This is a genomic window from Cytobacillus sp. FSL W8-0315, from assembly GCF_038002905.1.
Taxonomy (GTDB): Bacteria; Bacillota; Bacilli; order Bacillales; family Cytobacillaceae; genus Cytobacillus; species Cytobacillus pseudoceanisediminis.
This window is the reverse complement of sequence record NZ_JBBOOC010000001.1, coordinates 2,236,813-2,261,706: the sequence shown is the minus strand read 5'-3', so window position 1 is coordinate 2,261,706 and position 24,894 is coordinate 2,236,813. Positions and strand designations below refer to the sequence as shown.

Here is a 24,894-nt window from a genome sequence, read left to right as displayed (position 1 = left end):
TCCCAGCCGGACTATCTTCTTTAAGGAAACTGATTTTAAAATAAGCTTTTCTTTATATGAACGTTAAGAATGTTTTTTGTTACAATAAGCTTTATAGGACAGACGCAAGAGGTGGATTATGAGAGCAGAAGAAATTAAGGGAGTTCTTTCCCAGTTCTCTCTATTTAAAGAACTGAACAATGAAGAGCTCGATAAAGTGGTAGAGATATCAATTTCACGGGATTGGAAAAAAGGAAGCCATGTTTTTCTTCAGGATGACCCGCTGGATAATGTTTATTTTATTAACAACGGCAGAGTTAAGATTTATAGAAGTGATATTAATGGAAAAGAGCAGATTGTTGCCATCTTAACAAAAGGCGAGATGTTTCCTCACGTAGGATTTTTCAGAAAAGGGGGATATCCGGCTTTTTCGGAGGTGCTTGAAAATGCTCAACTCGTCGTTGTACCAATTTCGCAATTTGAAAAGGTACTAATTGAAAATCCCGTGCTATGCATTAAGGTGTTTAAAGTTCTGGGCGAGAAGATTGTTGATCTTCAGGAGCGGCTGGAAGCGCAAATTTTAAACAATACTTATGAACAAATTATCAAATTACTTGTCCGTCTAGCCAAAATGCATGGAAAAACGCTTGAAAACGGCAGCTTTCTTTTAAAAGGGGACTTCACCAATAAAGACCTCGCCAATATGATTGGCACTACAAGGGAAACGGTCAGCAGGACTTTAACCAAAATGAAAAAAGAAAAGTTAATTGAAACAGATCAGGATGGACATTTAATCATAAACCCTGATCAGCTCTTAGAGACAATCTTTTAAAAACCGCCTATGCGGTTTATTCTATTTTCCAGCTCAAGCGTTTACTCCCTCGAGGTTTCGGCCGTGAGCACCAAAGGAAAGATTCCTTGGAGGTTCTCGCAGTCGCAGGAACAAGCGGTTTTACTTGTTCCAAAGGGCGCTTCCGCTTTTCTTTTAACCTTATTTGCTCAACAGGAACATCCACCCAATTGGCAGCATAGGATATGTTGAAAAATCCTGTTTGAGAGGGGATGGATGTATATGGAGGATCCAAAGAAAAAAGACCGAAATGAGCCTTTTGGTGATTTAATGAAATCGATGAATCAGCTTTTTCATGAAAAACCCGTTAGAGGATTTCTGCAGACCATGGATGATTTCTTTAAGAATCCCTTCCCAAATTCTTCTTCTTTTCATGTCGATGTTGCGGAAACCGAAAAAGAACATATCATTAGTGCAGAACTTCCAGGAATAAATAGAGAGCAAATACAAATTGACATCCTGGACAATTATATAACCATTTCTGTCAAGTCCTCTGAGATGGTGACAGAAGAGGATGAGAAAAATAAAATCTTTAGAAGACAGCAAAGCATGCAGCGTTCCAGCCGGACCGTTCCGCTTCCCCAGCCAGTTAATGAAAAGAAAGTAAAGGCAGTTTACCAAAACGGCCTTCTGCAAATCACGGTGCCAAAGCAGCAGGGAAAAAGAATCGTAATCGATGAAAGCTGATCCTGCCTGCAAGCCAGGTAAAATTAATTCACTAATGCGGCCTGGTTAAACAAAAACAAGCAGGCTCAATGACTGCTTGTTTTTGTTTAAATGAACTATTTAGCTGTCTAGTTTAGATGTATCAATCCAATTATTGAAATAACCGGTCGGAACACTGAAGTAATCTTTTGTGAAGGATATAAACTCCTTTGTATCGACCTCTTTATAACGGAAATTTTGATAATAATCTGACAGGAACTGCATCCCCACGGCTTTAGGGGATTCTCCTTTTAGGGTATATTTTTCCTGAATCATCTGTAAAATCTCCAGAGAAGGCTGCCCATAGATATAGCCTGAATGCTTTACCTCATTAACCGGCACATTTGAATATTGCCTTCCAAGTCCAGCTTCTTCAATGGCCTCCATTCGAAAATGGGAAATGCCAAATGCCTGTCTTTCAGCCTGGTTTTGACCTGCATAGAAATACATAGAGGTGGCAAATTCAGTAATTCCTTCATCAATCCACGCATTATTGTAGGGGTCATTGGCCACTACTCCATAAAAATACTGATGCGCAATTTCATGAACAATAGATATATCATAAAATCTCTTATCATCAATATAAGGGTTAATGGTTACAATACCGGGATATTCCATAAATTGTCCATCATCTAAAACGATGTCAAGCTGCTCATGCGGGTAGTCTCCAATATGATCCTGATAGAATGTTAATGCATTTTTGGCCAGTGTCAATGAAGCTACAGGGTCTTTGTCATGATTGCTTCTTGAAAACAATCTGACCTTCACGCCGTCTTTCGCTTCCGTTTCATGAACTTCCATATCCTTCATGACAGCAATGAAGAAATCCCTGACCTTTTTGGCTTTAATATGCCCTTCATTCTTCCCTTCTGCAGGATCTTTGTCTGCTGTGGAAGCCAGAGAATACCCTTTCGGAAGCTTATAGGAAACGTTGAAATCAGAGAAGCCTGTATGAAATGTTTCCAGTCCTTCCATATACGGCTCTTTATTCCATTTGCCTTTTTGATAAACTGCAGCCATAGGGTACCATTGAGCAAGATAATAGTTTGTGTCTACTTTTGAAAAGCGGCTGCCTTTGTCAGGGACTGTAAATCCATATTCGATCTTTACATTATGTCTTCTTTTATCTTTCATTTCAGGTTTTAACTTTATGGTTAACGTATCACCCTTTAGCATAAATGACGCTTTTTGCCCGTTCACTGTTACCTTCCCGATATCTGCCTCAGATGTTCCCTCGACTGAATCAAATGTATGTCCCTCTGCAAAAACGTTTGGAATGAAATAAAATACAAGGTCTTCCCATTCTTTATTTGATTGGTTTTTCACTTGGATATTAGCATTGGCAGTGAAATAACCTTCGCCATTCATTTTCAGATCAATGTTGTAATCCGAGTGGCTGCCGCTTTTAACGCCAATATTGGCATCTTTTGCTGCCATTACATAAATTCCAGCACCAGCAAAAGCAATGACTAGTGAAGAAAAGGCTGCTTTTGGGGCAGAAAATGACCAAAACTTCTTTTTTTGGCCATATTGTTTTCTGGAAGGCTGAATTAATGGTTCATGCCCTGTCCTAATCCACGGTGTACGCTGATAATTTGACTGAAATCGATTCTTCAATCCATTTGCCAGAAGGCTGAAGGATACTGTTGTATATAAAAGGACTGCAAGTGGCGCAACTAATATATGAGTGTTTCCATAGATATTCAACCTCGCCTGCCCAACCAGCCCTGCGAGCTCTTTTGTAGCTGATAGGTATATGATGGGGTCAAATCTCATAATGGTTCCGCCGACAAAAATATTTAAAAGCGCCAGCTGGCCCATAAGAGCAATCACATACACAATTTCAAGTATAAACATAACAAGGAAAGTTTCCTTTAACTGAGGAAATAGATGCTTCCAAATCAAACGGTGTTTTCCAGCACCCAGTGCTTTGGCCGCTTCAATATAAACGGACTTATATAATTCAGCGGTTTTAAGCCTTACAGATGACACGATGCTAGGAATGCTGATGACCGACGCAATAACTATAAAGTAGACTATTAATACATTTTGTTTAAGGCTGCTGTTGAAGCTTATTGGCGCCAGGAAAAAATACAGGATCAGAAACAGCGGAACATAGCTCCAGGCATTTTCAAAAGCAATCAGCCAGCCTGGTGTCCGTTTCAATGTGCCAGCATACAAACCGATGATTGTTCCGAAAGCCATTTTAATCATCGTAACAGCAGCTGCAATAAAAACAGTGTATCTTAATCCATATAAAATCATGGACAAAAGGTCGTAGCCCCATTTGTCTGTCCCCAGCGGATAGGAGGGTGATTCAAAGGGCTCTAATGGCGGGGCCAAAACCTTCCCGTTTGTATATTGTGTTTCCAATGCTGCAGTCAATGAATGCGGTGCAAGATAAGGTCCAAATATGCTGAAAAAAAGCAAGCCTGCAACCATAAGAATTCCGATAATCAAGGAGTAATTTATTTTTAGCAGCTTATTCATAGATAAAACCCCGTTTAAACAGATAGAATATGAGCCTGTTAGAAATATAGACAATTAGAGAAATCAAAAGCATGGCAAACAAGCCAATTGCGATCGGCTGGACCTCATTGCTCTGAAAAATAAATTTAGTTATGCCGGAGACATTCATAATATGTTCAATAATGAAGAGATTGCCAATCGCCAGGGAAATCACTTTGATTAGCTCAGATTTAATAAATGGCTCCAAATTTTTAAATACATGCTGAAAATTTATGTAATTCAAGCTCATTCCTTTAGCAACTGCAGTCTTTATATAGTCCTCCCCGCTTGTTTGATAATATTTTACCGAAACAAGCTTAAATAGATATAGAGTTGGAGCTAAGCTTGCGAGCACTGTTGGAAACCAGGTGTTAAGGGCTCCTCCATCCGGCCTTAGTGAGATCACTCTGATCCCCGTCATTTTATATATTTTAACAGCGAGAATCATAGACATTACAATGATGATAAAGTCGGGTATGGACGCAAGGATATTCAAGAATGCACCAAAAAGCTTAGTTAGTTTGAAACGGCTGATAAATACCCCGAAAATAAGACTTATAACTAAGGAAGCATTCACAGCAATCAATACAATTAGCAGACTGGTAGTAAAGTTATCAGCAATATCCTCCGCTATAGGACGAGTTTGCCGGCCGAGCTGATAGGTACCCAGGCTGCCCCCGCTTACTTCTTTAATAAAATCTCCATAAATCTGCGGTAGACTTTCAAAGCTCCAATCAAGACTCCCGTTTGATGGATCAACAGAAATAATTTTTGGCAATGCCGCAAGTAGCAAAATTAATATAAATATGATAAATATTTGCTGAAGAGCACGAACCATACAAATCCCCCTTTATGACCATGAGCCATTTTTCTATCTTTTCACTTTTATCTAAAAAACTTTGTCAATCATGCGATAAATTCTTCTGGATAATAATTCCTATACAATGGGAGTCGCAAAAAATAGACCAGCTATTTTATTTTCAAATATATTTAATTTTTTTTCAAGTCTGATTTTTATATATAATTCCACGCCATTAAAATAAGAGATAAAAAAAAGGCCTATTCGGCCATGATCAGTTAAGCTTTAAATATTCCGCCAATCCCTTTTACCATCGATGACAAATGATAATGTAGAAGCAATTGGTTTCAAACAGGTTCCTCTCACCACCTTATGAAGCCTTAAAACCCTTGAATTTCAGCTTGTGTATTGCAAGTGCGTGGTCATTTTGTGGTCATGTGGTCATTTTGGCTGCTGACCACTTTTTTTATACTGCATTGCCCACTTGCTTCAGTACATTTAAGATTAAAGGGGATACCTGGATCAACACATAACCTAGTCCTGCGTTTTGAATCATAGTCCAAGCTTTCTCTGCGCTACTAAACATAAACAAGAAACAAGCTCCTACAATTATCACACTTGCTATAGGAAAGGATAATGCCACGAGAATATCTATTACAGGATCCAATACATGTGCTAATGCTGATAATGTTTGCTCTCCCATCCATTCTTTCGCTGTAGCTTCCACTGCAACTGGAGCAATTACAGGAGAACTCGTGGCAGCGAAAGCCTTTGCAGCAAACCCTAATGTCCCAACAGCCCCGCAAGTTGCCACAGGGAGTATAGCTGCGCTTGCGATTCTTGCCACATTACGCATTCTTTTTTTCTTTTTCACCTTTTCCTTCGTTTTATATTCTCCAGTCATAAAGTCTTTAAAATTAATCATTTTAGACATTATAGACACTCCCTTTATTTGATTTCATTCATGGTGTAAATTGCAAAAGGCAGCCCTTTGCACAATGCCGCTAACTGTTTTTTTCTCAACTCAGTTACTGTAAGCCAAACTAACTTAGGGAAATGACCTACATTTTTAGCAAGTTTCCCTTCTTTCATTAAGCCTTTGTACTGCTCAATCTTCTTCCTGTTAACAATCATTTTTTGTGTAGAGTCTACTTCCAGGAAATGATATCTGCCATCCTTTTTAAAATAAGAATCACATATGACCGTATATGTTCCATCACTTATTTTCAATTCGTTTTCCCATTCGTGAGGATAGCCCATGTAGATGTAAAAATCGTTCCTCATAAGATAGTGATTTACAAATTTGGTTTTTCGTTTTACCTTTTCAGACCTGACATACTCTCTTCCTTCTTTATTTAAAAAATACACAGTGGGATTAGAATCTTCCCTAAAGCTTGATAAATAGTGTGATAGGTTTTTTAACACAAGGTTGGCATTTCTTACACTTCCCAGCCTGTGCATTCGCATTAACTGATCCCGATTAAGATAATCCTGTTTTTTCAAAGATAACAGTATCTTCTCTTGTCTCTCTGTTAATGGTTTCAAGTCTCAAACCTCCTTTATCAATGATGTAAGGTTGAATAGTTTTTTGTATGATATCTGGTGTGATAAGAGGTGTTTGAACGATAGTTCTTTTATCTGCTGTTTGATAAATTGCCCGCCCTTTGATTTTAGGAAGATGCTCCGCTCCATCACTATCCAAAACAACTCTAGAGGCCGTACCTGACTGCACACGGAAGCATAACTTTCCGTCACTATTTTGCTTACATTGACGAGGGATGACATCTCCAGTTCCGTACTGGGTGGCTAGAATTTGGTAAAATCCCACCCCTGCACCTAAACGAGCTATTTGGGACATGTATTTTTGGCATTTTTGTTTCAGCTTCTTTTCTTCCCCATCCACTGCCTCATCCGGATTTAATTCCCCAACTTCATCTATGATGATAAAGTTTCTTTCTTGGATATCGGTATCTTCAATTTTCTTTTTGCCTAACTTTTTAATCCTTTGCTGCATAGCTTTCATTCGGCAATAAGCATTTTCAAGTGTTAAAAGAGCTTCTTCTGGCTCGTAAGCGATAGATACTGTCTGTTTGATGTTTTCGTAATCACATAATTCCATACCACCTTTTAAATCAACAAGGTGTAATCTTGTGTTTTCGGGATGCTGCTGGAGCAAGGATGTGATAATGCAATTAATTGTGTTTGATTTTCCATAGCGTGTTGCCCCTCCTAATGCTAAATGAGGGATTTCTCTAAAATCATGATAGATAGGTTTGTTTTTCTCCCTGGTTACACCAAAAAACACTTTCCAGTCATCAGCCTTTTCAAATTCAATTTTGGCGGGTAACGGATCATTGTACACTCTTATAATCAACATACCGTCATATGAAAGCTCTATCTCCTTCCTATCGGCTAGGTTCTTCTCGTATAGACTCTTTATATTTGAAATGATGTGACGGTCTAATTTTAGGCTTCTAAGGTCTTTAAACTGCATCTTTACAGAACGAGTATTTATCCCCGCTTCAATGGTTTTCTGTTTGCTAAGGTAATCTTCAAAACTTCTGCCTAATGGTATGCGGTAACGGTATTCGTTTCCCCAATCATAATTTCTTTTCTTCATCAGTTGAGCTGTAAGTGTCTGTTTGCCGTCTTTAACATTCAGGCCGCTAAGAGTAAAAATTTTATTCAGTTTTTGAGAATCGTTCCCTACTCCGCTTTTTGATAAATAAGCTTTCAAAGAAATTGCTCCGAATGCAGCTGTCGATAAGATTTCGAAAATCATTTGTTTATCTTCCTCCTTCCTACGCCACCTCATTGAACTTACGATAGTAAGTATCCCTTTTACTTAGAATGCTAAAAATGTCTGTTCTACTTTGGTATAACAGGCTTTTTCTTCTGCCAACACAAATTCTAATTTGGAAATTCCAAGGGATATAGTTAATGGTATTATGATTGGATTGTCCGTTATGCCACTTAAAATTCCTCGAACAGGCTAATTTTTGTTCCTAAGAGGAATAACACTTGTCTATGTGGAATATATTCTCAGGTGATGATGATGGATATTAAGAGTAAAATTAAAAAACTTACAGATGAAAGTGGTTATAAAAAGAGTTTCATAGCTGAAAATTTAGGTGTAAGCGTGAAACAATTAAGAAATTATGAATCTGGCCGAAGTCTTATACCTATTGATAAAGCATACATATTAGCTGATTTATTAGGTGTTAAGGTAGATGATTTATATGAACGAACAAGTGGAGGTACAGAAGAATGAAAAGGTTATTAATGATCCCTTTATTATTGCTCGCCGGGTGTTCCGAGAATGCAGCAAATGATGAAGCGATTTATGAATTGGAAGATACAATTGAAGAAATGCAGGTTACGATAGATGAGCTAGAAGATGAGATGAGTGATTTGGAATTAGAAAATTACGATCTTGCTACAGAGAACGAAGAACTAAAATCAGCTAATGAAGAATTGGTTATTACATTAGAAGAACTTGAACTCAGCACATATGAGCCTGTCCCTGACTTTAATTCAGGAATTGACAAAGATTTAGACAATGACGGTTCTTGGGATTATAATTTTGGTGGGATTGACAACGATATAGATAATGACGGCATGTGGGATTATGACGCAGGTGGAATAGACAGAGATTTAGATAACGATGGTCTATGGGATAAGTAAGAGGTGAAATATGAAAGTAAACATAATCAAAGGACCTAAATTTGAGTTAAATAAGAAGAAGGCACAAGAATTTATTTACTATACTATTAAACGTAGGATAATTAAAAAGGAGAAAACAACATGAAACAGCCATCAGATGAAGCGTTAAAGAAAATTTTCCAATTATTATTAAAAACTTCACATCCTCGGATTTTAAGGAAATTAGGTAAGAAATGAATAAAATGTGTTTGTACTGTGCTAAATGGCATCCAGAAAATGAAATGTGGGTGCTGTTAGGACAGTATTACTGCAGCAAGTGTTATCCGGAAGTATATGAGAATGTGAAGAATCTAACGTGGAATAAGGGGAAACCGCTAAAAGAGTGGATATGATTAGTTAAGCCCTCCGTAAAAGCAGAGGGCTCTTGATTTTACTTTTTATTCAGTAATCCTAACCTATCCAAAATAACAGCAAGTTCTGCCCTTTTAATTGGTTCGTTAGGTCTCCATGTTCCATCAGAATATCCCGGGATAACACCTTGATCAATTACTTTTTTAATGGAATCTGCACCCCATACCTTAGAAAGATCCTCTTTTTTCACGGCTGATACCCTCGCTTTCTGTTTTAACCCATAATGACTAACCAACGCATCAAGAATAGCTCCAGCAACGATTCTTCGATAATTATCGGACTTCAGGAGTTTCGCTTCATCCTTATTTGTCATGAATCCAGCTTCGATTAAAATAGAAGTCATCTTTGTTTCTCTGAGCATATGGAAATCAGCTGCTTTTACACCTCTGTTTTGAAGTTTAGTCGCTGAGACAAGGTTACTTTGCACCTTTTGAGCAAGTGTAAGAGCTTCTTTAGGCTTAGAAGTGTATACAAAGGTTTCAATCCCTTTTGCGTCATCATACCAGCCTCCAGGACCCGCAGCGTTTGCGTGTATGTCAATATGCACATCTGATTTCCAGGCGTTTGCTTTATCAGAACGAGTTTTCAAGGAAATATCTTTTTTTCCTGATGGATCATCCAAACGCAAAACTTGAACATCTTCATAGTTTTCTAGCCCGTCAATAATACACTTTACAACCGCAGCATTAAACTCCCATTCTTTCATGCCGTCAGGTGTTTGTTTGCCGGAAGTAGTTGAAGCATGACCTGGAGACAATGAGATTTTCATATTTACTCCCCCTTACCATGTTTATCTTTCAATTGAGAGAATGCCTGCGACAAAAATTTAGGTACCGTTACATCTAAACGGCCAAGATTTTCAATTAAGCTAATTCCTTCTGTGGCAATCAAAAACATGATCATGGCATTCCTCATGAAGTGATTATCACTCCCTGTCACCTGGTCCACTACATTAGCAGCAATGATCATAACGAACATGCCGCCTTTTTTAGCCAAGCCTTTATACGCGCTCTTCGAAGATACTTTCTTATCATAGAAAGCAGCTAGTACTCCTGTGGCGAAGTCGCATGCCATAAGAATCACAAATGCTAACAGTAGCTTATCTAATCCTCCAAATAAATAAGCGACACTAGATATAGTGCCGCCAGTGATAACTGTATATAATGTGTCGGTATTATGTTTCATTCTTTTCTCCCCCAAATAAAAAGAGAGCTGAAAATCAGCCCTCTTAATTTTTATTCGCATATTTATCCTCTTTATGAGGTAAAAACACCATTAACAATCCCATTAAACCTACAATAAAAATCGCAGCCCACAACCACAAAGGTTTATCCGGAATAATTGTAAATGTTGTTCCAGCTATAATTATGAGCCATCCTGCAATCCAATGATACCACGCCAATTTCATCACTCCACATTTTGTAATAGTTCCATAGCTTGGCGAGCAATTTCATTCCTTACCTTGTTCAGTTCATCCATTGCATTTTTCTTTTCATCCGAAGTAAGCTCCGGAGAGTTTTCAACCGCTCGAATTTCTTTGTTAATTTCACTAATTCGTTTAGTGAAATCATTAACAGCATCATATAAGCCTTCTTTTTCGAACTCCCTATCGTTGGTAGATGCAGAACCACGTTGTTTTGACAAGGTATCTTTCAATTTATACAACTTATCTAAAGATGCTCCGGTTGAAGATTGATTAACTAAGAAAGCCCTTGTTAATGGCGCCTGATCGATGCTCTTGGTTGGTCTTTGCGGCTTATCAGTATCACTAGCTTTATTTACAAAGTAATCAATAGCACTAGTACCGTAAGTTCCTAAACCGCCTGTAAATCCTTGGATTGTGTTATCAATTACTCTCGGAGATCCAAAGTTTCTGAAAGCGCCCTGACCACCTGTAACCTTATTGATTTGATTTCCAATAAACTTAGCAGTCTCAGTGGTGTTAATATCGTATTGGTCTGGATACTCCATGTTTTGCTCTCGTTGCGGAATTATCGGACCTTGACGGAAGAAAGAGTAATTTGCCATACCTTCAACAAGAGGAGCAATCCCTGTTAACATAGTAGGAACAGCCGCAGTAGAAAACCCTTGTTTAACCCAATCATTGAAAGCTTCTTTGTCATTTTTGTAAATATAATCAGCCGCTCTTTCAATTGTATTCGAGAATGCGAAAGCTAAGTCAAAAGGTTTAGGTATTCGGGCAATTTGATTAGTGCCAGGGACAGGAATAAGATAAAAAGTGTCTTTCAACCAACGTGGAGCATCATCAAGTATTTCTCTTTGTTTTTCGTTAGAATATGTGTGTTGGGCTACTATTGCGCCTATCGTTGGCAAAGTAACTGATGCAATAGCTTTACCTGTAACAGCAGCAGGATTTTCTTTAAATGCTCTCCACAATTTGCTTTTACCTTGGATATTCGCATTTAAGAATGCCACTACTTTGTTAGCCTCCCTCACGCTAATACCAGCTCTTCCGAAATCCATGATATCTCTCGCACGATATGCCGCCTCTTGTGGTGATACCCCTTTGCGCAACGCTGCTCTAAATTCTCCAACCTTAGTTGCTGATTCACTTACATCTGCAACAGTACGTAATACACCAATAGGATTAGCGAACTTTTTCATGATTGAAGTATACGTTTTCGGATCTAATACATCAATATAATTCGTGTTAACGTCAGTAAGAGCCTTTTTAAGAGTTTGCCTATGAAGTTCTCTATCCATTGAAATGATATTGCCATAACCACCATTTTCTTTTACCCACTGTTTATAAAGCTCACCAGGTACTTTGTACTCTTTCCTACCGATTTTTATTGTACGTCCCTTACCAATTGACTGTACTAATCCATAGGTAAAGTCAGTGATGGGATTAAAGCCCGATTCAGATACAATGAAAGCATGTGGAACGTCACGCAATGGGTTACGTAAACTAAATTCAGGTGTAAGGGTAGCACCGGCACGAAGCATAGAAGCTGGTTTTTGAAGTATCTTTATAAGTGTATTGGTGCTCTCTTTGTCTAAATTCATTAAAGTTTTATAGACTTCAGGAGGAACTTCATATTTTTCTTTCTTCCCATTATTGAGAACACTTATAACATTTAGCCTGCTAGCATCTTCAGTATCCGCTAACTTCCGGATGAAATTACCCTCAACATCTTTTTCAGCTAATTTAGCAACTTGTGTAGAAACTTTATTCTTTTCTACTGTGTTCACCGCTTTAAAGATGTTCTTTACCATGCTTTCCATGGGGTCAATAACATCACGGCTAGAACCCTCCAATTTCTTGATAGGGTTTGTTGCGTTCGCCATTGCTTTATTCATTCCTCCAGCAAATTCGATTTTATCATCATCAAAGGAACGGAACAAAGACATATAATTAGGCCATTTCTGTTTCATTGCGTCTACTTGTTCACGACTAAGCACTCCATTAGATGACAGCATATCCAGGACATTGTTATTAACGCCTAAGAGCTTTTGTCTTGCTGCTTCCATAGGCTCAGAACCAAGTTTCCGGATAACATCATCTATTTCTGCGTTGGTAAAGCCTGAATTAATACCATTTTCATTAACATCTTTCGCATGAACAGCAAGCGCATAGTCACGAAGGTCTTTATAATCTATTTTACTCGTTTCAAGATCTCTAAGCACTGGCTGTAATTGCTCTTGTACCATCATATGCGCTTTCTCCGGACTTCCTCTAAATAACCGCGCTTGCTTGTATAAACTATTCTCTGCGCTGCCGACTTTTCCTGCTATTTGCTTTTCGATGTTTTCTAATGGGGCTACATCATCAATGAATTGAGCACGCAATCCTTTTAAGTTGCCATCTTTCTTCTGTGGTGTGTCGTTAATTCTTGAACGGAAAGAGTTCATATCACCCTGGGATTGTCGTGCATCATCTAGCAATACGTCACTCACACGCGCTAATTCAGGTTCTCTTTCTGCAGTTCCTCTGTTAATCGGTTCAAAATCCCGTCCAGCTCGTAAACGTTCAAGATTGCCAGCCGGTTGAATTGGTTCAGGATTTCTTAAAGATTCTAAGGATCTTGTAGCTGCAGTTTCATCCATTTGACGAGAATTAGCTATTAGATTATCAAATAATTGATTTGATTGACCGCCTTGACTAGGGGTTTGAGACCTAGGTAAATTGTTTATTACATCATTGCTCACACCACCGCTATAAGTAGGTACATCACCTTTAGCAAACCTAGCAAGCGCATTTCCAGCTACTTTACCAGCACCATATAATGCAGGATCTGCAACCGCACCCAATGCACCACCAAGAGCAATATGTTTCAGGTTATCTGCTGTAGTAGTATCACCAGGATTAAGACCTTCTCTTACCCCTACTTCAGCTGCTCCAATTCCAGCCCCTGTAATGGCTCCCTCTTGCGCTAGTTGCCTGAGCTTAGTTAATCCTCGCGAACCAGATTTAACGCCTAATCCTGCCCCTCTGACAGCTCCATACGCACCAACACCAGGGATTAGATAACCTAGTGCATCATAACCGAAATCAGCTACCTTACCGCCTGTGCTTCTATCCTCGTTTGTGAATTGAGCAGCCCTTTCACCGTCATTAGTTTTCTTGTAAACTTGGTCAAGAGCACCTAATGTACCGGTGTTAGCAATACGTGTTAATCCCCTTGTCACTTCTTTGGTGACAGAACTTCTTTCTGTTTTTAAGGCATCGTCTACATTGCCTTGAATCGCTTCTTTGATACTCACATCATCAAAAGGATTAATAGCCTGACCGAACCGTTTTAAAGGAGTGAAAATATCTTTTAATAAGGATGGGCCGTCATCATCTTTCTTCTCTTTTTTTTTCGCTGATGATGAAGCAGTTTGTTTGCTGAATTGAGCGATTAAATCCTCTTTAGTCGGCTTTTTATTTGCTTCTTTTTGTTGTGCTTCAGAGAATTTATTATATTCTCTTTGTGAACGAAACTTACCGTTTGACAGTTTATCATAAAGGGAATCGACATATTCATCTATGCCAAACCCTTTTTCTTTCACTTGCGCTTTCAGATAAGGGTCGTTACGGATTTCCTCGCTAATTCGATACGCTCCTTGCCTTCTCATGTCTTCAAGGGTTAGAGTCGTGCCATCCCTCATAGTAAGCGTGGTATTATCTACGTTATCGGAAAATAAACTTTGCTTCAGGGCAGCTTCTTGCTGTTCTTTTTTGCGCTGTTCATATAATTTCTTCGCATATTCAGCCCTTGCCTTGTTCTCGCCAATAGCACGAGCAGAAGAAAGGCCCGAATCAAACGAGCCTTTACCATACTGCGATTCAAATATCCTTTTATACTTATCTTCATTCCATGCCATTTTTCCACCGCCCTAACCTAACATTCTGAGTGCGTCGTTCATTTCATTTCGGAATCGGTTCACAACTGACTGACGTATGCTTGCGGAGGAACGAGAGAAATACTTTAAGCCGTTATTGGCTCCCCGTTCGTTATACACCCGTCTGATTATCTCTGCTTCACTCATCCCTGGTCTGATTCCAGCATTTCTAAATATGTTTTTCGCTCCACCTGACCCATGTTGAACAGCAGTAGACCAAAGAACATTCTGAACAGCAACGGAATATCTATTAACATCAAAACCAGTAGCGCCTTTTATCATCTTTGCAGCAGGATCAAAATGGGAAGCCTTAATAAAATTATGCTGCAGACGATTGAATTCCGCGGGCTTCATAGCTGCAATTCCCTTCCACGCTGAATCAAACGCTTTAGAACCTGGAGCATATTTAGCAAGCATGTTCCCGATCTTCGGGTCTTTTCTTTTGGCATAACTTAAGAAACTAGACATAGTACCGGTATTAGTGGCAATTTGATAGGTTCCGTAGGATGCACCACCCCAATCACCACTATTTCGGGCGATGGTTCCAGGACCGGATGAGCCTGATTCATACTTTTTAGATAAAGAACCTAAAGTAGTTGAACCAGACCCGCCTCCTACGGTATTAGAAAATCCTGTCCATACAGGCTTAATTGCGAATCATTCATGCTCTTTTCTAACTCACCTCTATATTTCAACTCAAACATGCGCCATGCAGCGTCTTCGCCGTCTTTTTGCTTGGTATAGTTAAATAGAAGCTTATCTTTTGCTGACATGTTATTAAACGTATGCTCACGCCATTTCTTCTCATCCGCATTAAGCTGTTTTTGGTAATTGAAGTTACGGTCATTAAGTGATTTTTGATAATTAAAGTCACGGTCTGTTCTCGTTAAATTCTGCTGCCCTAACCATTCGGAATAGGCTTGCGAACGAGCTTGCATCCCCCGGTCTTTATCCCTTTCCAATAGACTATTAGCCATCTCAGCAATCTGGGAAGCGCGCTGAGAATTAAGATCACCAATTTGCGATTGTGCCGCAATGCCGTTTTTATTAAGAGCATCCGCAGCTAATCCACTTCGACCCAAACCACGAGCAGCCGCAACTTGTCCAGATTGAACATCGTTCTGATACCTTTGCTGTTGCACACCTCTAATAGCCCGGTCATACAAAGGATTAACTTGTTTTCCTACTTGATTCTCGGCATCTTTATACTTTAAGCCGTTATAATTGTAAGAAAATCCAGCCATGTTATCCCACCTTTACTAAATCTTCTCTTCCTTGAGAAATAAAATAAGCGTCTATCCCTTCTTTGAGGTCTGGACGCTTTGTAATTACATATTCATAGGTGTATGCTCCGTCTATAATTCTTTGCCCCATGTATTCACTCAATTACAAAGCACCTCCCAGAATGATATCGTCTATCGCCTTCTGCATTAACTTTTGCTGCTGTTCAAGTCTTTCGATTGGAGAAAGTTCTTTAGGATCAGCCAGGACTTTTTCCCACGCAGTTTGTAATTGCGTTTTTGTAGGGATAGGTTTGTTATATTTCCAATGCTTAATTTCGGGTCCGCTTCCTGAATCCATTATTAGAAAATCTCTATTCGGTACAGCATCCGGATAGATTTTTAAAATAGCTTTTTCAAGTATCATGTTATTTTAACCACCCTTATATAGCTGTAATTCAAGTTCTTAGCTCCCGCGCTATTCTGATAAACCCAAAAGTCTAATTTATCACCTGCAGAAAGGTGAAGTGTTGTGCTTCCAATGACTATGCCATCATTTTCACCTGACATCTGTTTTTGAGCAATCCTGGTTTTGTCGAAAAGGTTCCCATTTACATAGGCAGCTGTGTATATGGTATGTCCTGCAATCATTCCAGCCATACTAACACTCATGTAAATTTGATACACACCAGTCGAAGGGATGGTATAAGTACCACCTCCCCAATCTCCCCCTCCAATATTGGAAACGAGAGAATTCGGAATGATCTTTGTCCAGGTATTAACCGAAATAACAGCTGCATCCGTTTTAGACACATCTAAAAACGGCTTTGTGTTCCACCCCATCCAAGTACCTGAATTGAAATAGTTATAATACAAGGTGTTTGTATAGTCAAAAGCTAGTAGCCATCCTATATTCGACCCGGTATTATGAAAAATCCCCCTTGTGCTTTTCCCGTTTGGAAGGTTTGCTGTACCATCCACAGCGTAGAAAGTATGAAACCCTGTTCCTAGTTTCAACAATTCTACAAATAAATCTTGTTTGCTGTCTGTGATGTTTAGTTTTGCTCCCCCAAGATCATTGGTTATCTTTGTTAATTGAGCAATAGATCTCAAGAGTGCATCTTTTTTATCATCATCAGACTCAATTTTGTTTAGTTGAGCAACAAATTGATTTAACTCATCATCCATATGAGAAGAACTAATTTTCATTCCTGGCTGAAAATCATGTTTCCTTTGAATTGGCACCTACTTCACCACCTCATGGTTTTTTACGTTGATACTCAAAAAATAAGCCAAAAATTGATATTGGCTCGTCTGCCTTATTGTTGCTAATTTGTAATTGTAATGATTTTGCTTTTTTACGGAGTTTAATCTCATCTTGGGAAACCTCGCTAAAGTCCCAAAGTGAGTTATCCCATTCGCTTTCATCCCATACCGCTCCAGCTCCATTTAAAACTTGGGTTTGCTTAAAATCAATCAGTTCATATTGATCTATTGTTCCAAATAAATCATATGAGGAATGATAGCCAGCCCATTGCTTTTGCGCAATCCACATACGCTTAACTTTTTTCCGATGGATAGGAGAGTCGAAATCGATTATTTTCGTTTTCAACAAGAAAGGAATTGGTGACCCATCATCAGAGTATTTAGTGTCAGAGAAACGATAAATAAACCCCTCATTCGTACTGAAATACAGTACTTCATCCAATACAAGGAAGTCATTCGCTTTTATGTTCGTGTATTTGGTCCAAGATTTTAATGTAGTATCATAAACAAGCGTAAGTCCGCTTGGGAAACTAAGAAAGTATTTATTGTCATGGAATACTCCAGCCGCTTTTTCTTTATCCGATATACCCATATCTTTGAGAATCCGATGAATGTTTACACTCACCGGCTCTGCAGATATAAAATTCCTATCAGTGGAGAAAAGGCTGTATACATGATCATCAGATAAATAAAAAAGGTTGTTGCCCACCTCTTGGATACTACCCGGAGCAATACAACCTTTTGGCACATTAATTTTTACTAATTGGAAATTAGCTAAATCAGGACCATCGCCATGAAGTGCCCATATACTTCTTCTGCAGAAGATAATCAGTGTATCTCTGAATACCTTCAACTCAATGATTTCGTCATTATCTTCAGTGGCAACATCAAAGAAATATGATGCCGGAAAATAATCATATACTGCCGAACCAATAATAGGGTCAATGAAACAAAAAGACACCCTATTTTTAACGGTGGGGTGCGCAGCTGCATAAATACGATCTTTTTTCACGGCGAAGGTTCGAAAGTTGGTTAGAATATTTAAGTCGTTTAAACCCGGGTTGGTTTGTTCTTCAACACTTGGGTCATATGGAATAACCGAACTGACGCTGTTTCCATCATATTTCTTTAACTGTCCATAATCCGCAACTAAGACAACATCTTTCACAAACCGATCCTTATATGTCAGGAATTTCACTTTGCTGCTAGTTAGGTTCCCTACAGATACAAAAGATTCGCCGCTTTGCTTGTGCAGTTGATTATTAGAAGCCATCAACAACTCTTCATTTCCATCACTTTTATAAAATTGATACATTTTGGTTATAGGATGACGGATATATAAAGTTTTATCCCATGTAGTCACGCGTATTCACCTCTTTCAGGGACATAGATATACCCTACTGTATTGGAAGAATTGAAGCGTCACCATTTTGCGCCAAACACTCTAAAGAGAAAGTCCCGGACGCGTTAGTTCCTGTCATTTGGGTGTTCTTAACATTCACAAATGCTCCGTTCGCATCTCCATTTACTAAAGTAACCTCTAAAGCACCGGTAAAATCACCTTTAATTCTTTCTGTTACTTCATCCGAAACAGGAGATTGCAATGTTAGCACACCGCTTCCATTGACGGTCATCGTCCAACTTTTAGCACCAAATTTTTCAGTTCTTGTGCCGGGATTTACATTCCCTCGATCTAAACTCAGATAATAAGACAATCTATAGTATCCTGATGATTTTGTATTGATTTTAAAGATGTTTTTCCCAGTTGCTAAGCTGCCTAATACCGTAACACTGCTTTTGCTGTTCCCTGGTGTTCCGATTTGTCGAGCAGATGTTATTGTGCCGATAGGCGTGTTAGTATTAACAAATTCCTTGTTGTTACTATAGTTCTGCGAAGCTCCGTTAGTAATTTCGCTATTCACATATTTATGAACGGAAGTACTGGTATTGGAACCTCCAAAATTTAATGTTTTACAATTCTCGAACAGAGCCAGACCGGTGCTGTTAATAATATTAAGATTCCCTGTATTGTTAGATGAGTTTCTAATGTGCGCAGTTCCTTGAAGGGTATCTCCTAAATCAAGATTTAAAGAACCACCGTCAACTAAGGTGAAATCATCTATTTTTAAGTTCTTTACAACGTCAGGCGCAGCTAATTTCCCCATGGTAGTGATCTGACTGACTCCACTAATACCTTTGGAATATCCTGATATAGTAAGCCCATCTATTACATGTCCTCGTCCTACGCTATCGGAATCGTTCGGGTCATTTAGCCATTTAACGATAGAAAAAGGCGAACCCCACCCACCCGCATAGTTTTTAACATTTAGCCTTACCTTGATATTTTTAAATGTCGCTGGGGTAATATCACCAAAATGCACAGATACTTTTTCCCCAACTTGACCTGTGTTACGTGTCGAGTCTGTGTTTTCATAGTACACATCAATATTTTCTGTAACTCCACCGGTATAAACCTTAATGAGTGAAGTAAGATCATTCTTAGCAACGCAATGAATTTTGACGTTTTTGCAGTTGTATACAAAAAATGATCTACCACAGTAATCAGTGTTCAATCTGACCTCTGCACTGTCACCAGAGCGAGTACTAGAATAAGGGTAGCGAACATTTACAGCTTTAATATTAGCTTTGATGTTTTTAGAAACATAATCAAGTGGTTCGGACTCTGCCCTTTCCAGTCTAACGCCGTTTCTTCCTCCAATAATATCTGCATTAATATCAAGGTTCTCACAGCCCTGAACAAAGTTATACCAAATCAATCCCGTCGTGAAACTTTCATACAACTGACTTTGTAAGATTAATCCGTTTTGGGTTGAAACATTTTTACAGTTTCTGAATTGAAAGAAAATAGCTTGTTCAGCGACAGTCGTGCTATATATTTGATCATCAATGAGTTTGGCGTTATTTCCTTCTAATTCGAAATAATTTAACCCACTAAATTCATAAAGAAATGTGCCTTTTGTTGCAGTAAAATGATATTCTCCTTTTGGGATAAATAACTTCCCGCCGCCCATTAGCTGTATATCTGCACAAGCTGCCTTTATAGCTTCTGTCCAATTGCCTTCTACCACTAATGATTCATAATCTATTAGATCCACAGCTCTTGCAGCAATACGCGAATCTATAGCTTCATGTTTTTGGCGAAGTGTAACATAAGGAGTTCCAGCCAATGCCTGCTCTATTGCAGGAGAGGAATCCCCATTCGCTACTAACGTATTGATTTGCTCCTGAAGTGCTAAGGAGTTATTATTAATCTGCTCTTGCAGGAGGTTAGTGTTAGTAGTAAGATCGTGATTTAAAGTTAAAATATCTACTTCTTTCTTCCACAGTTCTATGTCAACCTTCTCAAAATTTGCTGAGAGAGTTGTATCTACGGGTTCTGTATCATTTCGATTAGGCTTGTATAAGTTATAATTCGGTGTATAATCCGCCATTTATAAATCACTCCATTTCTTACCGCCAATATCCTGCCAGTTCACAGGGCGTTCGATTGCAGCAGAAATAAACCGCTCATATCCTGGCCTCTTGGAGATAAACCCTCTTCCAATTACTGCATTTTGCGCATCAGTCAAAGCATTTTTGGGAATCAAATTCGCTGCATCCTTGACATTAATCCCTTGGCTAAAATCAGTTATGCCGACAATTTCTTTTCTAGCCATTATTCCACCAACCTAATCTGGAAGGTTTGATAAGAATGCTTTGAGGCAAACGTTTCAAACTCCCTTTTCCGCTGGAAATAACGATTCATGGCATCCATTTGCCTTTCAGGTTCCTCATCCGCAAATTGACTGTATGCAATTGTATATAAAATTAACAAATCATGAAAAGCCGGGTCTATCTCTGGCACATCGTCGCCGTTCTCAAGGTGTGTTAGCCTTTTATAATAATAAAGTTCTATTTCACCTGAACCTGTGTTTTTTTGCAGCGTTACTTCTTTTCCCCATAGCCGATAACCTCTGCTGACGCGATCATTTAACTCCACAGGGAAGTATTCTTCATCGCCTACAAAAAGGTGTGCTATATCGAAAAAGTCATTAGGTAATTGAAACGGTGCAGAATCACTATTATATTTAGCTTCGGCTTTTGCAATCGGTGTCAAGTCATCTAATGCTCGATTAACCCATCCGGAAATCTCTCCATTATCAAGCGAATCATCTATATCTTTATTTACTTCTTCAATAATCTCTGTAAGATTCATCTAAAAACCCCCTTTGCATAAAAAGAAAGGCAGAGTTTTAGATTAACCCTGCCTGTTCTAAGATTTCCGCAACTGTTTGAGGGACTTCTACCGATTTCCCTAATTGAATCTGAAAAATATATCCGTTAACTGCTACCGTTTGATAAGGCCATTCAACCTTTTTCCCAGCTTCCTCTGCTGCTCTTAACTTATTTAGTTGATCTTGGGGCATATGAAGGCGTACTTTGACTTTATCCTGCTTTTTAAGGGCATCCGCTGTATTCTCAGTTACATTCTGCATTTCTTTTTCGGTCACTTGTTTAGCCATTATTATTCCTCCTCATAATAGAAAAAGGAGAGGACCAAAGCCCCCTCCCATGAATTTAATTATCCAGATACAGTGTGTTCGATACGAAGGATTGCAAGTTCTTCCAAACGAGCAACCGTAAACATTGCTTTCCAACCGCTTGTAGCACGCTGGTTTAATGGGTCAGCAGTACCGGCAGAGCCGTGGGGCTTCACGATGTTCTGAACCGCTCCACTTCCTGCAACGTCCACCATGCCGTAAGCATCTTTACCAAGGATGATTGTTGCGTACACGTCTACACCCGCAGCACCGGCACCAGCAAACTTCTTAGCAAGTGGAGTCTCTACAAAGCGTACTCCGTATAGTTTACCAATTTCACCAGAGAAGATTTGCTTAGATCCAGCGTATTGAGAAGCAGCTTCCCATTTAGCATCGGATTGAAGGTCAAAAGTTGCACCTGGTTCAACGATAGCTACATAATCGCCACCATCAAGAGGCTTAACTTTGTTACGCTTCATTGTTCTAACCGCTTTACGGATTTCAAGAACCGTTAGGTTATCTCCTGCAGCTACCGTGATACGAGAAGCACGACCGTTTGCATATTGAACGTTTGTGCCAGCGACAATGATATCACGAGCAAGAACATCCAAAGTTTCAGCAGACTGTTCACCTAGAAGCTCTGCAGATTCATCTAATACAGGGTCAATAGCTGTCATATCTAGAACATCAGAGATCTCGATAAAGTCACCATATTGAGCGATTGTAGCAGTCTTATTAGTGACGTTTAGGCTGTTACCAGCAGGTGTTACACCCTCTGTAATAGCAGTAGTCGCAGGTGCTAATGAAGTAAACTGACGGAATTCAATTGTTTTACCGCCGTTCTTTGGAATCGGGCGCTTTTGAGCGAATTGCCCAAATACGTGATTCGGTAGTAAACGAGAAAGAAGTTTCTTATCATAATATGTTTTCATTTCTGGACTTAATCCAGCTAGGCCTGTAGTTTGTACTGCCATGGTTAATCAGCTCCTTAGAATGTTATGCGCTCTCCTAACCTTGCTCGGCGTGAGAGTGCTTCAATTTCTTCCAATGACATAGAATTAGGATCAAATTTGGTATTATTCGGCTGGTCATTACTCGCAAGTACTTGCTTTTCATCCCTACCCGTGACCTTTGCCAATACTTCTTGTTCTTTTTCGCGCGCTACTTTAGCCAACCTATCGTCATAGGTAGCGATTTTATAGGCATCTTCCAGGGAATAACCCTTTTCAGCTGCCACAGTAAATACTTTTTCTTCATATTCAGAGAAATCAGGGTACTTTTCAGATAAAGTTTTGAGTTCAGTTTCGACTTCCCTCATTTTTTCCTTAGTGCGAAGGGTTTCTAACTCTTTTTCAAGCTCACCCATCTTGCTGTTAACAGGCTCAAAGTGCTGTTTATAAGCATCTTCATTAATGCCTAACCGCTGCGCTTCCTGTTGGATCTGTTGCTGCCTTTCCGCTTCCTCTACTGCCTTAATCATTTCATCGTGAGACTCATAACCGGCATATCGAGCAATACGGTTTAAGTTTTCTTCATAGGTAGATGCTTTTGTCTTAAACTCGTTAATTTCTTGATTGCGTCTCATTTCAGCATAACGAGCATTTGTTTCAGCATCTTGCACAGGTTTCTGATCAGCGACTTCAGAATCGTTTACGCCTGGTTCCTGCGTTTCTACTACTTCAGGTGTTTCAGTTACTACTGTTGACGGTTCAGCGACTTCCGCCGTGTTTACGCTTTGTTCTAATTCTTCCATTGTGGTTCCTCCTTGGATTTTTGCGCTATTCCTGCGAGTGTTTTATCAATAAAAAGAGCCAAGGAACTCTCATCCCTGGCTCATTTGCCCTTCCATAATGGCTTGCATTATATCTTCTTCGCTTTCCCCTTCTTCTAGGGCTTGTGCGACTGCTTCCTGCGCTTCCGGTGATAAACCTTGTACAAACTCAGCAAACGCCATACGGTCATCAGGTACAGCACTAGCGCCTTCATCCATCGGCATACCTTCCATTGGTATTTCACCAGGCATAGGCATACCCTCTGGACCCATTGGCGCACCATCAGGACCCATCGGCATTGCTTGCTGCATTTCTTCTTGCTCCCTTAAACGGGATACAATACGGTCTCTATTCGGCAAGCCTTCCTGCATTTCCACATACTCACTACCAAGTAATAAGCCCTGTTGGAATAGATCCGCTGCTAATTGTGCTACATATGCTTTGCTTGTTGGTGTGGATGCTCCAGCTGTTACCTTTACATCTAAATCAATCTCTGAATACTGAACAGCATTGAATTCCTTAAACTCCACTGTTCCATCTTCATCAATAATCCGAATATAACGGGTCTCTGTGTAATTCTCCTTTACCAATTCAATGATGAGCTCATACACATCTTTAATGGATTGGTGTAGGTTTCGAAGAATACCTTTGATTGGTATAGAGCCTTGTTCCTGCAGCAATTGAATAGCTGTAGCTGCTGTGACTCCTCCAGGGGTTTCTCCTGTTACAGAGTCATATACACCACCTATGCGCTCAATGTAACTGATGATGTTATCTGCAAGCTTATAAACGTCATTAGACATTTGTGGCGGCTGCAAGAAGTGTACAGCTTCTTTTGGGTTTTTAGCGTTCCATATCTGACCCGGCTTGTTGGTCCACTTATTCGGATTAATACCAGAGGTAGGATCCACTAGAGTAATAGGATTAGCGTGCAGCATAGCATGAGTTACAGGTAGTTCCACAAGCTTGTTAAGCAGCTTCTGATTATCAATGATGTTCTTAGGCTCACCAATGCCCCAAATGCTCTTACGATTCTTCTTAGCTACAAACGGAATGAATGGGTATTTGCCATGTTTATAGACTTGTTTAATCTTTTTAAGGATCTTTCCGCCTGCAGCATACGTAACATGCACACCGTTCTTATCCCGATGCCAGTACTCGTAAAATGCCACTCGGTCTTTACCGTGGTTTGTAGAAGGTCTGTCAAAGATCTCTGTTTCAATTGCCTGGTCAGGGTCTACCTTCTGCCCGAACACCTTTTCAACCCATTGAACAGTCTTAGGCACGTTGTAAATAATGTAACGTGCTTCATCAACCGTCACAGCTGAAGGATCTATAAAGATATTGGAAGGGTCCGGCACATCAATGGACACATCACCTTTCCAGATGTTGTTCTTTTCCTTGCTTCCGCCCGATAATGAGTTATCCCAATAAACCTTAAAAAAGCCGGTACCCAATAAGAGTCCAGTTCTAACTACCTGGTCTATTTTGTCGTCTAAGTCCACTCGTTCAGCAACTACATCTGTTACCTGCGTGAATAGCTTTGCTGCTTCTTCATCGTCCTGTGCTGTAGGAAGGATTAAGCCGCTAGGTTTGGTATCTGTTAATTGTGGTGCCTTCTGGTCCACTACATACGATACATAGTTAATGACTGGATCAGGTCGCCAACTGGCTCTTTCCTTGTTCCAATGCTTCCCTAAGTAGAAATCATCGTACTCTCTCCACTCATCCCGCATGTTAGCTTGTGCGCTTAATGCTTCACGGAAATGGGAGACGATGCGTTTATATTCCTCTCGTTCGCCTGTGTTCTCTTTCTCTAACTTCTCCAAGGTAT

At 39.5% G+C, this 24,894-nt stretch carries 26 protein-coding genes; 4 read left to right on the top strand and 22 right to left on the bottom strand.

Annotation, left to right across the window (positions count from 1 at the left end; all coding sequences use genetic code 11):
• The first annotated feature begins 118 nt into the window (after positions 1-118).
• Both MKY20_RS11625 and MKY20_RS11620 read left to right on the top strand, forming a co-directional pair.
• The gene (locus MKY20_RS11625) at positions 119-811 is read left to right on the top strand and encodes a Crp/Fnr family transcriptional regulator (protein ID WP_009332698.1); all 693 of its coding nucleotides are present in this window, start codon (positions 119-121) and stop codon (positions 809-811) included.
• Positions 812-1,051: 240 nt separating this feature from the next.
• Entirely contained in the window at positions 1,052-1,516 is a 465-nt protein-coding gene (locus MKY20_RS11620) for an Hsp20 family protein (RefSeq protein WP_009332699.1), read from the top strand.
• Between the two features lie 99 nt (positions 1,517-1,615).
• Here the strand turns inward: MKY20_RS11620 and MKY20_RS11615 are convergent, their stop codons facing one another.
• From MKY20_RS11615 to MKY20_RS11595, 5 genes are all read right to left on the bottom strand, one after another.
• Positions 1,616-4,024, bottom strand: coding sequence for an ABC transporter permease subunit (locus MKY20_RS11615; protein WP_019379763.1), 2,409 nt, complete (start codon positions 4,022-4,024; stop codon positions 1,616-1,618).
• Entirely contained in the window at positions 4,017-4,880 is an 864-nt protein-coding gene (locus MKY20_RS11610) for an ABC transporter permease subunit (protein WP_009332701.1), read from the bottom strand. The genes MKY20_RS11615 and MKY20_RS11610 overlap by 8 nt, the downstream gene beginning before the upstream one ends.
• 427 nt (positions 4,881-5,307) lie before the next feature.
• Entirely contained in the window at positions 5,308-5,775 is a 468-nt protein-coding gene (locus MKY20_RS11605) for a hypothetical protein (RefSeq protein ID WP_341001129.1), read from the bottom strand.
• A 14-nt stretch (positions 5,776-5,789) separates the two neighbouring features.
• Positions 5,790-6,386 carry a replication-relaxation family protein gene (locus MKY20_RS11600; RefSeq protein WP_341001127.1) on the bottom strand — a complete coding sequence of 199 codons (597 nt, stop codon included), beginning with the start codon at positions 6,384-6,386 and terminating at the stop codon, positions 5,790-5,792.
• The gene (locus tag MKY20_RS11595) at positions 6,322-7,623 is read right to left on the bottom strand and encodes an FtsK/SpoIIIE domain-containing protein (protein ID WP_341001125.1); all 1,302 of its coding nucleotides are present in this window, start codon (positions 7,621-7,623) and stop codon (positions 6,322-6,324) included. The genes MKY20_RS11600 and MKY20_RS11595 overlap by 65 nt, the downstream gene beginning before the upstream one ends.
• 273 nt (positions 7,624-7,896) lie before the next feature.
• Here MKY20_RS11595 and MKY20_RS11590 point away from each other — a divergent pair, with 273 nt between their 5' ends.
• Positions 7,897-8,112, top strand: coding sequence for a helix-turn-helix transcriptional regulator (locus MKY20_RS11590; RefSeq protein ID WP_341001123.1), 216 nt, complete (start codon positions 7,897-7,899; stop codon positions 8,110-8,112).
• Positions 8,109-8,525, top strand: coding sequence for a hypothetical protein (locus MKY20_RS11585; protein WP_341001122.1), 417 nt, complete (start codon positions 8,109-8,111; stop codon positions 8,523-8,525). Before MKY20_RS11590 ends, MKY20_RS11585 begins: the two co-directional genes overlap by 4 nt.
• A gap of 409 nt (positions 8,526-8,934) precedes the next feature.
• On the opposite strand, the gene MKY20_RS11580 is transcribed toward MKY20_RS11585, so the two are convergent.
• The 17 genes from MKY20_RS11580 to MKY20_RS11500 all read right to left on the bottom strand — a co-directional run bounded on the left by MKY20_RS11580 (position 8,935) and on the right by MKY20_RS11500 (position 24,889).
• Positions 8,935-9,684: an N-acetylmuramoyl-L-alanine amidase gene (locus MKY20_RS11580; RefSeq protein ID WP_341001120.1), complete on the bottom strand. Its 750-nt coding sequence runs from the start codon at positions 9,682-9,684 to the stop codon at positions 8,935-8,937.
• 2 nt (positions 9,685-9,686) lie between these two features.
• On the bottom strand, positions 9,687-10,100 hold the full coding sequence (locus tag MKY20_RS11575) for a phage holin family protein (protein WP_341001119.1): 414 nt from the start codon (positions 10,098-10,100) through the stop codon (positions 9,687-9,689).
• Positions 10,101-10,143: 43 nt separating this feature from the next.
• Positions 10,144-10,317, bottom strand: coding sequence for a hypothetical protein (locus tag MKY20_RS11570; RefSeq protein ID WP_341001117.1), 174 nt, complete (start codon positions 10,315-10,317; stop codon positions 10,144-10,146).
• A 5-nt stretch (positions 10,318-10,322) separates the two neighbouring features.
• Positions 10,323-14,243 carry an LPD38 domain-containing protein gene (locus tag MKY20_RS11565; RefSeq protein ID WP_341001116.1) on the bottom strand — a complete coding sequence of 1,307 codons (3,921 nt, stop codon included), beginning with the start codon at positions 14,241-14,243 and terminating at the stop codon, positions 10,323-10,325.
• 12 nt (positions 14,244-14,255) lie between these two features.
• Complete coding sequence (locus tag MKY20_RS11560) at positions 14,256-14,912, bottom strand: VgrG-related protein (protein ID WP_341003327.1); 657 nt, start codon at positions 14,910-14,912, stop codon at positions 14,256-14,258.
• Entirely contained in the window at positions 14,876-15,505 is a 630-nt protein-coding gene (locus MKY20_RS11555; RefSeq protein ID WP_341001115.1) for a hypothetical protein, read from the bottom strand. Before MKY20_RS11555 ends, MKY20_RS11560 begins: the two co-directional genes overlap by 37 nt.
• Before the next feature lies 1 nt (position 15,506).
• Positions 15,507-15,647 (bottom strand): hypothetical protein, encoded by a 141-nt coding sequence (locus tag MKY20_RS11550; protein WP_341001114.1) that lies wholly within the window; start codon positions 15,645-15,647, stop codon positions 15,507-15,509.
• Positions 15,648-15,908: an XkdW family protein gene (locus MKY20_RS11545; protein WP_341001112.1), complete on the bottom strand. Its 261-nt coding sequence runs from the start codon at positions 15,906-15,908 to the stop codon at positions 15,648-15,650.
• Entirely contained in the window at positions 15,905-16,726 is an 822-nt protein-coding gene (locus MKY20_RS11540; RefSeq protein WP_341001111.1) for a hypothetical protein, read from the bottom strand. The genes MKY20_RS11545 and MKY20_RS11540 overlap by 4 nt, the downstream gene beginning before the upstream one ends.
• Positions 16,727-16,739: 13 nt before the next feature.
• Entirely contained in the window at positions 16,740-18,110 is a 1,371-nt protein-coding gene (locus MKY20_RS11535; RefSeq protein WP_341001109.1) for a hypothetical protein, read from the bottom strand.
• A gap of 34 nt (positions 18,111-18,144) precedes the next feature.
• The gene (locus MKY20_RS11530; RefSeq protein ID WP_341001107.1) at positions 18,145-20,199 is read right to left on the bottom strand and encodes a hypothetical protein; all 2,055 of its coding nucleotides are present in this window, start codon (positions 20,197-20,199) and stop codon (positions 18,145-18,147) included.
• Entirely contained in the window at positions 20,200-20,424 is a 225-nt protein-coding gene (locus tag MKY20_RS11525; RefSeq protein ID WP_341001105.1) for a hypothetical protein, read from the bottom strand.
• Positions 20,424-20,963 carry a phage adaptor protein gene (locus MKY20_RS11520; RefSeq protein WP_341001103.1) on the bottom strand — a complete coding sequence of 180 codons (540 nt, stop codon included), beginning with the start codon at positions 20,961-20,963 and terminating at the stop codon, positions 20,424-20,426. The genes MKY20_RS11525 and MKY20_RS11520 overlap by 1 nt, the downstream gene beginning before the upstream one ends.
• A 37-nt stretch (positions 20,964-21,000) precedes the next feature.
• Positions 21,001-21,270, bottom strand: coding sequence for a hypothetical protein (locus tag MKY20_RS11515; RefSeq protein ID WP_341001101.1), 270 nt, complete (start codon positions 21,268-21,270; stop codon positions 21,001-21,003).
• Positions 21,271-21,329: 59 nt separating this feature from the next.
• The gene (locus MKY20_RS11510) at positions 21,330-22,262 is read right to left on the bottom strand and encodes a N4-gp56 family major capsid protein (RefSeq protein ID WP_341001099.1); all 933 of its coding nucleotides are present in this window, start codon (positions 22,260-22,262) and stop codon (positions 21,330-21,332) included.
• A gap of 14 nt (positions 22,263-22,276) precedes the next feature.
• Positions 22,277-23,041, bottom strand: a complete 765-nt coding sequence (locus tag MKY20_RS11505; protein ID WP_341001097.1) for a hypothetical protein — start codon at positions 23,039-23,041, stop codon at positions 22,277-22,279.
• A 69-nt stretch (positions 23,042-23,110) separates the two neighbouring features.
• Positions 23,111-24,889 (bottom strand): portal protein, encoded by a 1,779-nt coding sequence (locus MKY20_RS11500; protein WP_341001095.1) that lies wholly within the window; start codon positions 24,887-24,889, stop codon positions 23,111-23,113.
• Between the last annotated feature and the right edge of the window lie 5 nt (positions 24,890-24,894).

What these genes read in the sequence shown, in the direction of transcription:
- MKY20_RS11555 (WP_341001115.1), bottom strand. Translation starts at nt 15,505, where the DNA reads ATGGCTGGATTTTCTTACAATTATAACGGCTTAAAGTATAAAGATGCC.
- MKY20_RS11510 (WP_341001099.1), bottom strand. Translation starts at nt 22,262, where the DNA reads ATGGCAGTACAAACTACAGGCCTAGCTGGATTAAGTCCAGAAATGAAA.
- MKY20_RS11575 (WP_341001119.1), bottom strand. Translation starts at nt 10,100, where the DNA reads ATGAAACATAATACCGACACATTATATACAGTTATCACTGGCGGCACT.
- MKY20_RS11525 (WP_341001105.1), bottom strand. Translation starts at nt 20,424, where the DNA reads ATGGCTAGAAAAGAAATTGTCGGCATAACTGATTTTAGCCAAGGGATT.
- MKY20_RS11610 (WP_009332701.1), bottom strand. Translation starts at nt 4,880, where the DNA reads ATGGTTCGTGCTCTTCAGCAAATATTTATCATATTTATATTAATTTTG.
- MKY20_RS11515 (WP_341001101.1), bottom strand. Translation starts at nt 21,270, where the DNA reads ATGGCTAAACAAGTGACCGAAAAAGAAATGCAGAATGTAACTGAGAAT.
- MKY20_RS11605 (WP_341001129.1), bottom strand. Translation starts at nt 5,775, where the DNA reads ATGTCTAAAATGATTAATTTTAAAGACTTTATGACTGGAGAATATAAA.
- MKY20_RS11530 (WP_341001107.1), bottom strand. Translation starts at nt 20,199, where the DNA reads ATGGCGGATTATACACCGAATTATAACTTATACAAGCCTAATCGAAAT.
- MKY20_RS11545 (WP_341001112.1), bottom strand. Translation starts at nt 15,908, where the DNA reads ATGATACTTGAAAAAGCTATTTTAAAAATCTATCCGGATGCTGTACCG.
- MKY20_RS11590 (WP_341001123.1), top strand. Translation starts at nt 7,897, where the DNA reads ATGGATATTAAGAGTAAAATTAAAAAACTTACAGATGAAAGTGGTTAT.
- MKY20_RS11620 (WP_009332699.1), top strand. Translation starts at nt 1,052, where the DNA reads ATGGAGGATCCAAAGAAAAAAGACCGAAATGAGCCTTTTGGTGATTTA.
- MKY20_RS11585 (WP_341001122.1), top strand. Translation starts at nt 8,109, where the DNA reads ATGAAAAGGTTATTAATGATCCCTTTATTATTGCTCGCCGGGTGTTCC.
- MKY20_RS11520 (WP_341001103.1), bottom strand. Translation starts at nt 20,963, where the DNA reads ATGAATCTTACAGAGATTATTGAAGAAGTAAATAAAGATATAGATGAT.
- MKY20_RS11580 (WP_341001120.1), bottom strand. Translation starts at nt 9,684, where the DNA reads ATGAAAATCTCATTGTCTCCAGGTCATGCTTCAACTACTTCCGGCAAA.
- MKY20_RS11565 (WP_341001116.1), bottom strand. Translation starts at nt 14,243, where the DNA reads ATGGCATGGAATGAAGATAAGTATAAAAGGATATTTGAATCGCAGTAT.
- MKY20_RS11625 (WP_009332698.1), top strand. Translation starts at nt 119, where the DNA reads ATGAGAGCAGAAGAAATTAAGGGAGTTCTTTCCCAGTTCTCTCTATTT.
- MKY20_RS11595 (WP_341001125.1), bottom strand. Translation starts at nt 7,623, where the DNA reads ATGATTTTCGAAATCTTATCGACAGCTGCATTCGGAGCAATTTCTTTG.
- MKY20_RS11505 (WP_341001097.1), bottom strand. Translation starts at nt 23,041, where the DNA reads ATGGAAGAATTAGAACAAAGCGTAAACACGGCGGAAGTCGCTGAACCG.
- MKY20_RS11615 (WP_019379763.1), bottom strand. Translation starts at nt 4,024, where the DNA reads ATGAATAAGCTGCTAAAAATAAATTACTCCTTGATTATCGGAATTCTT.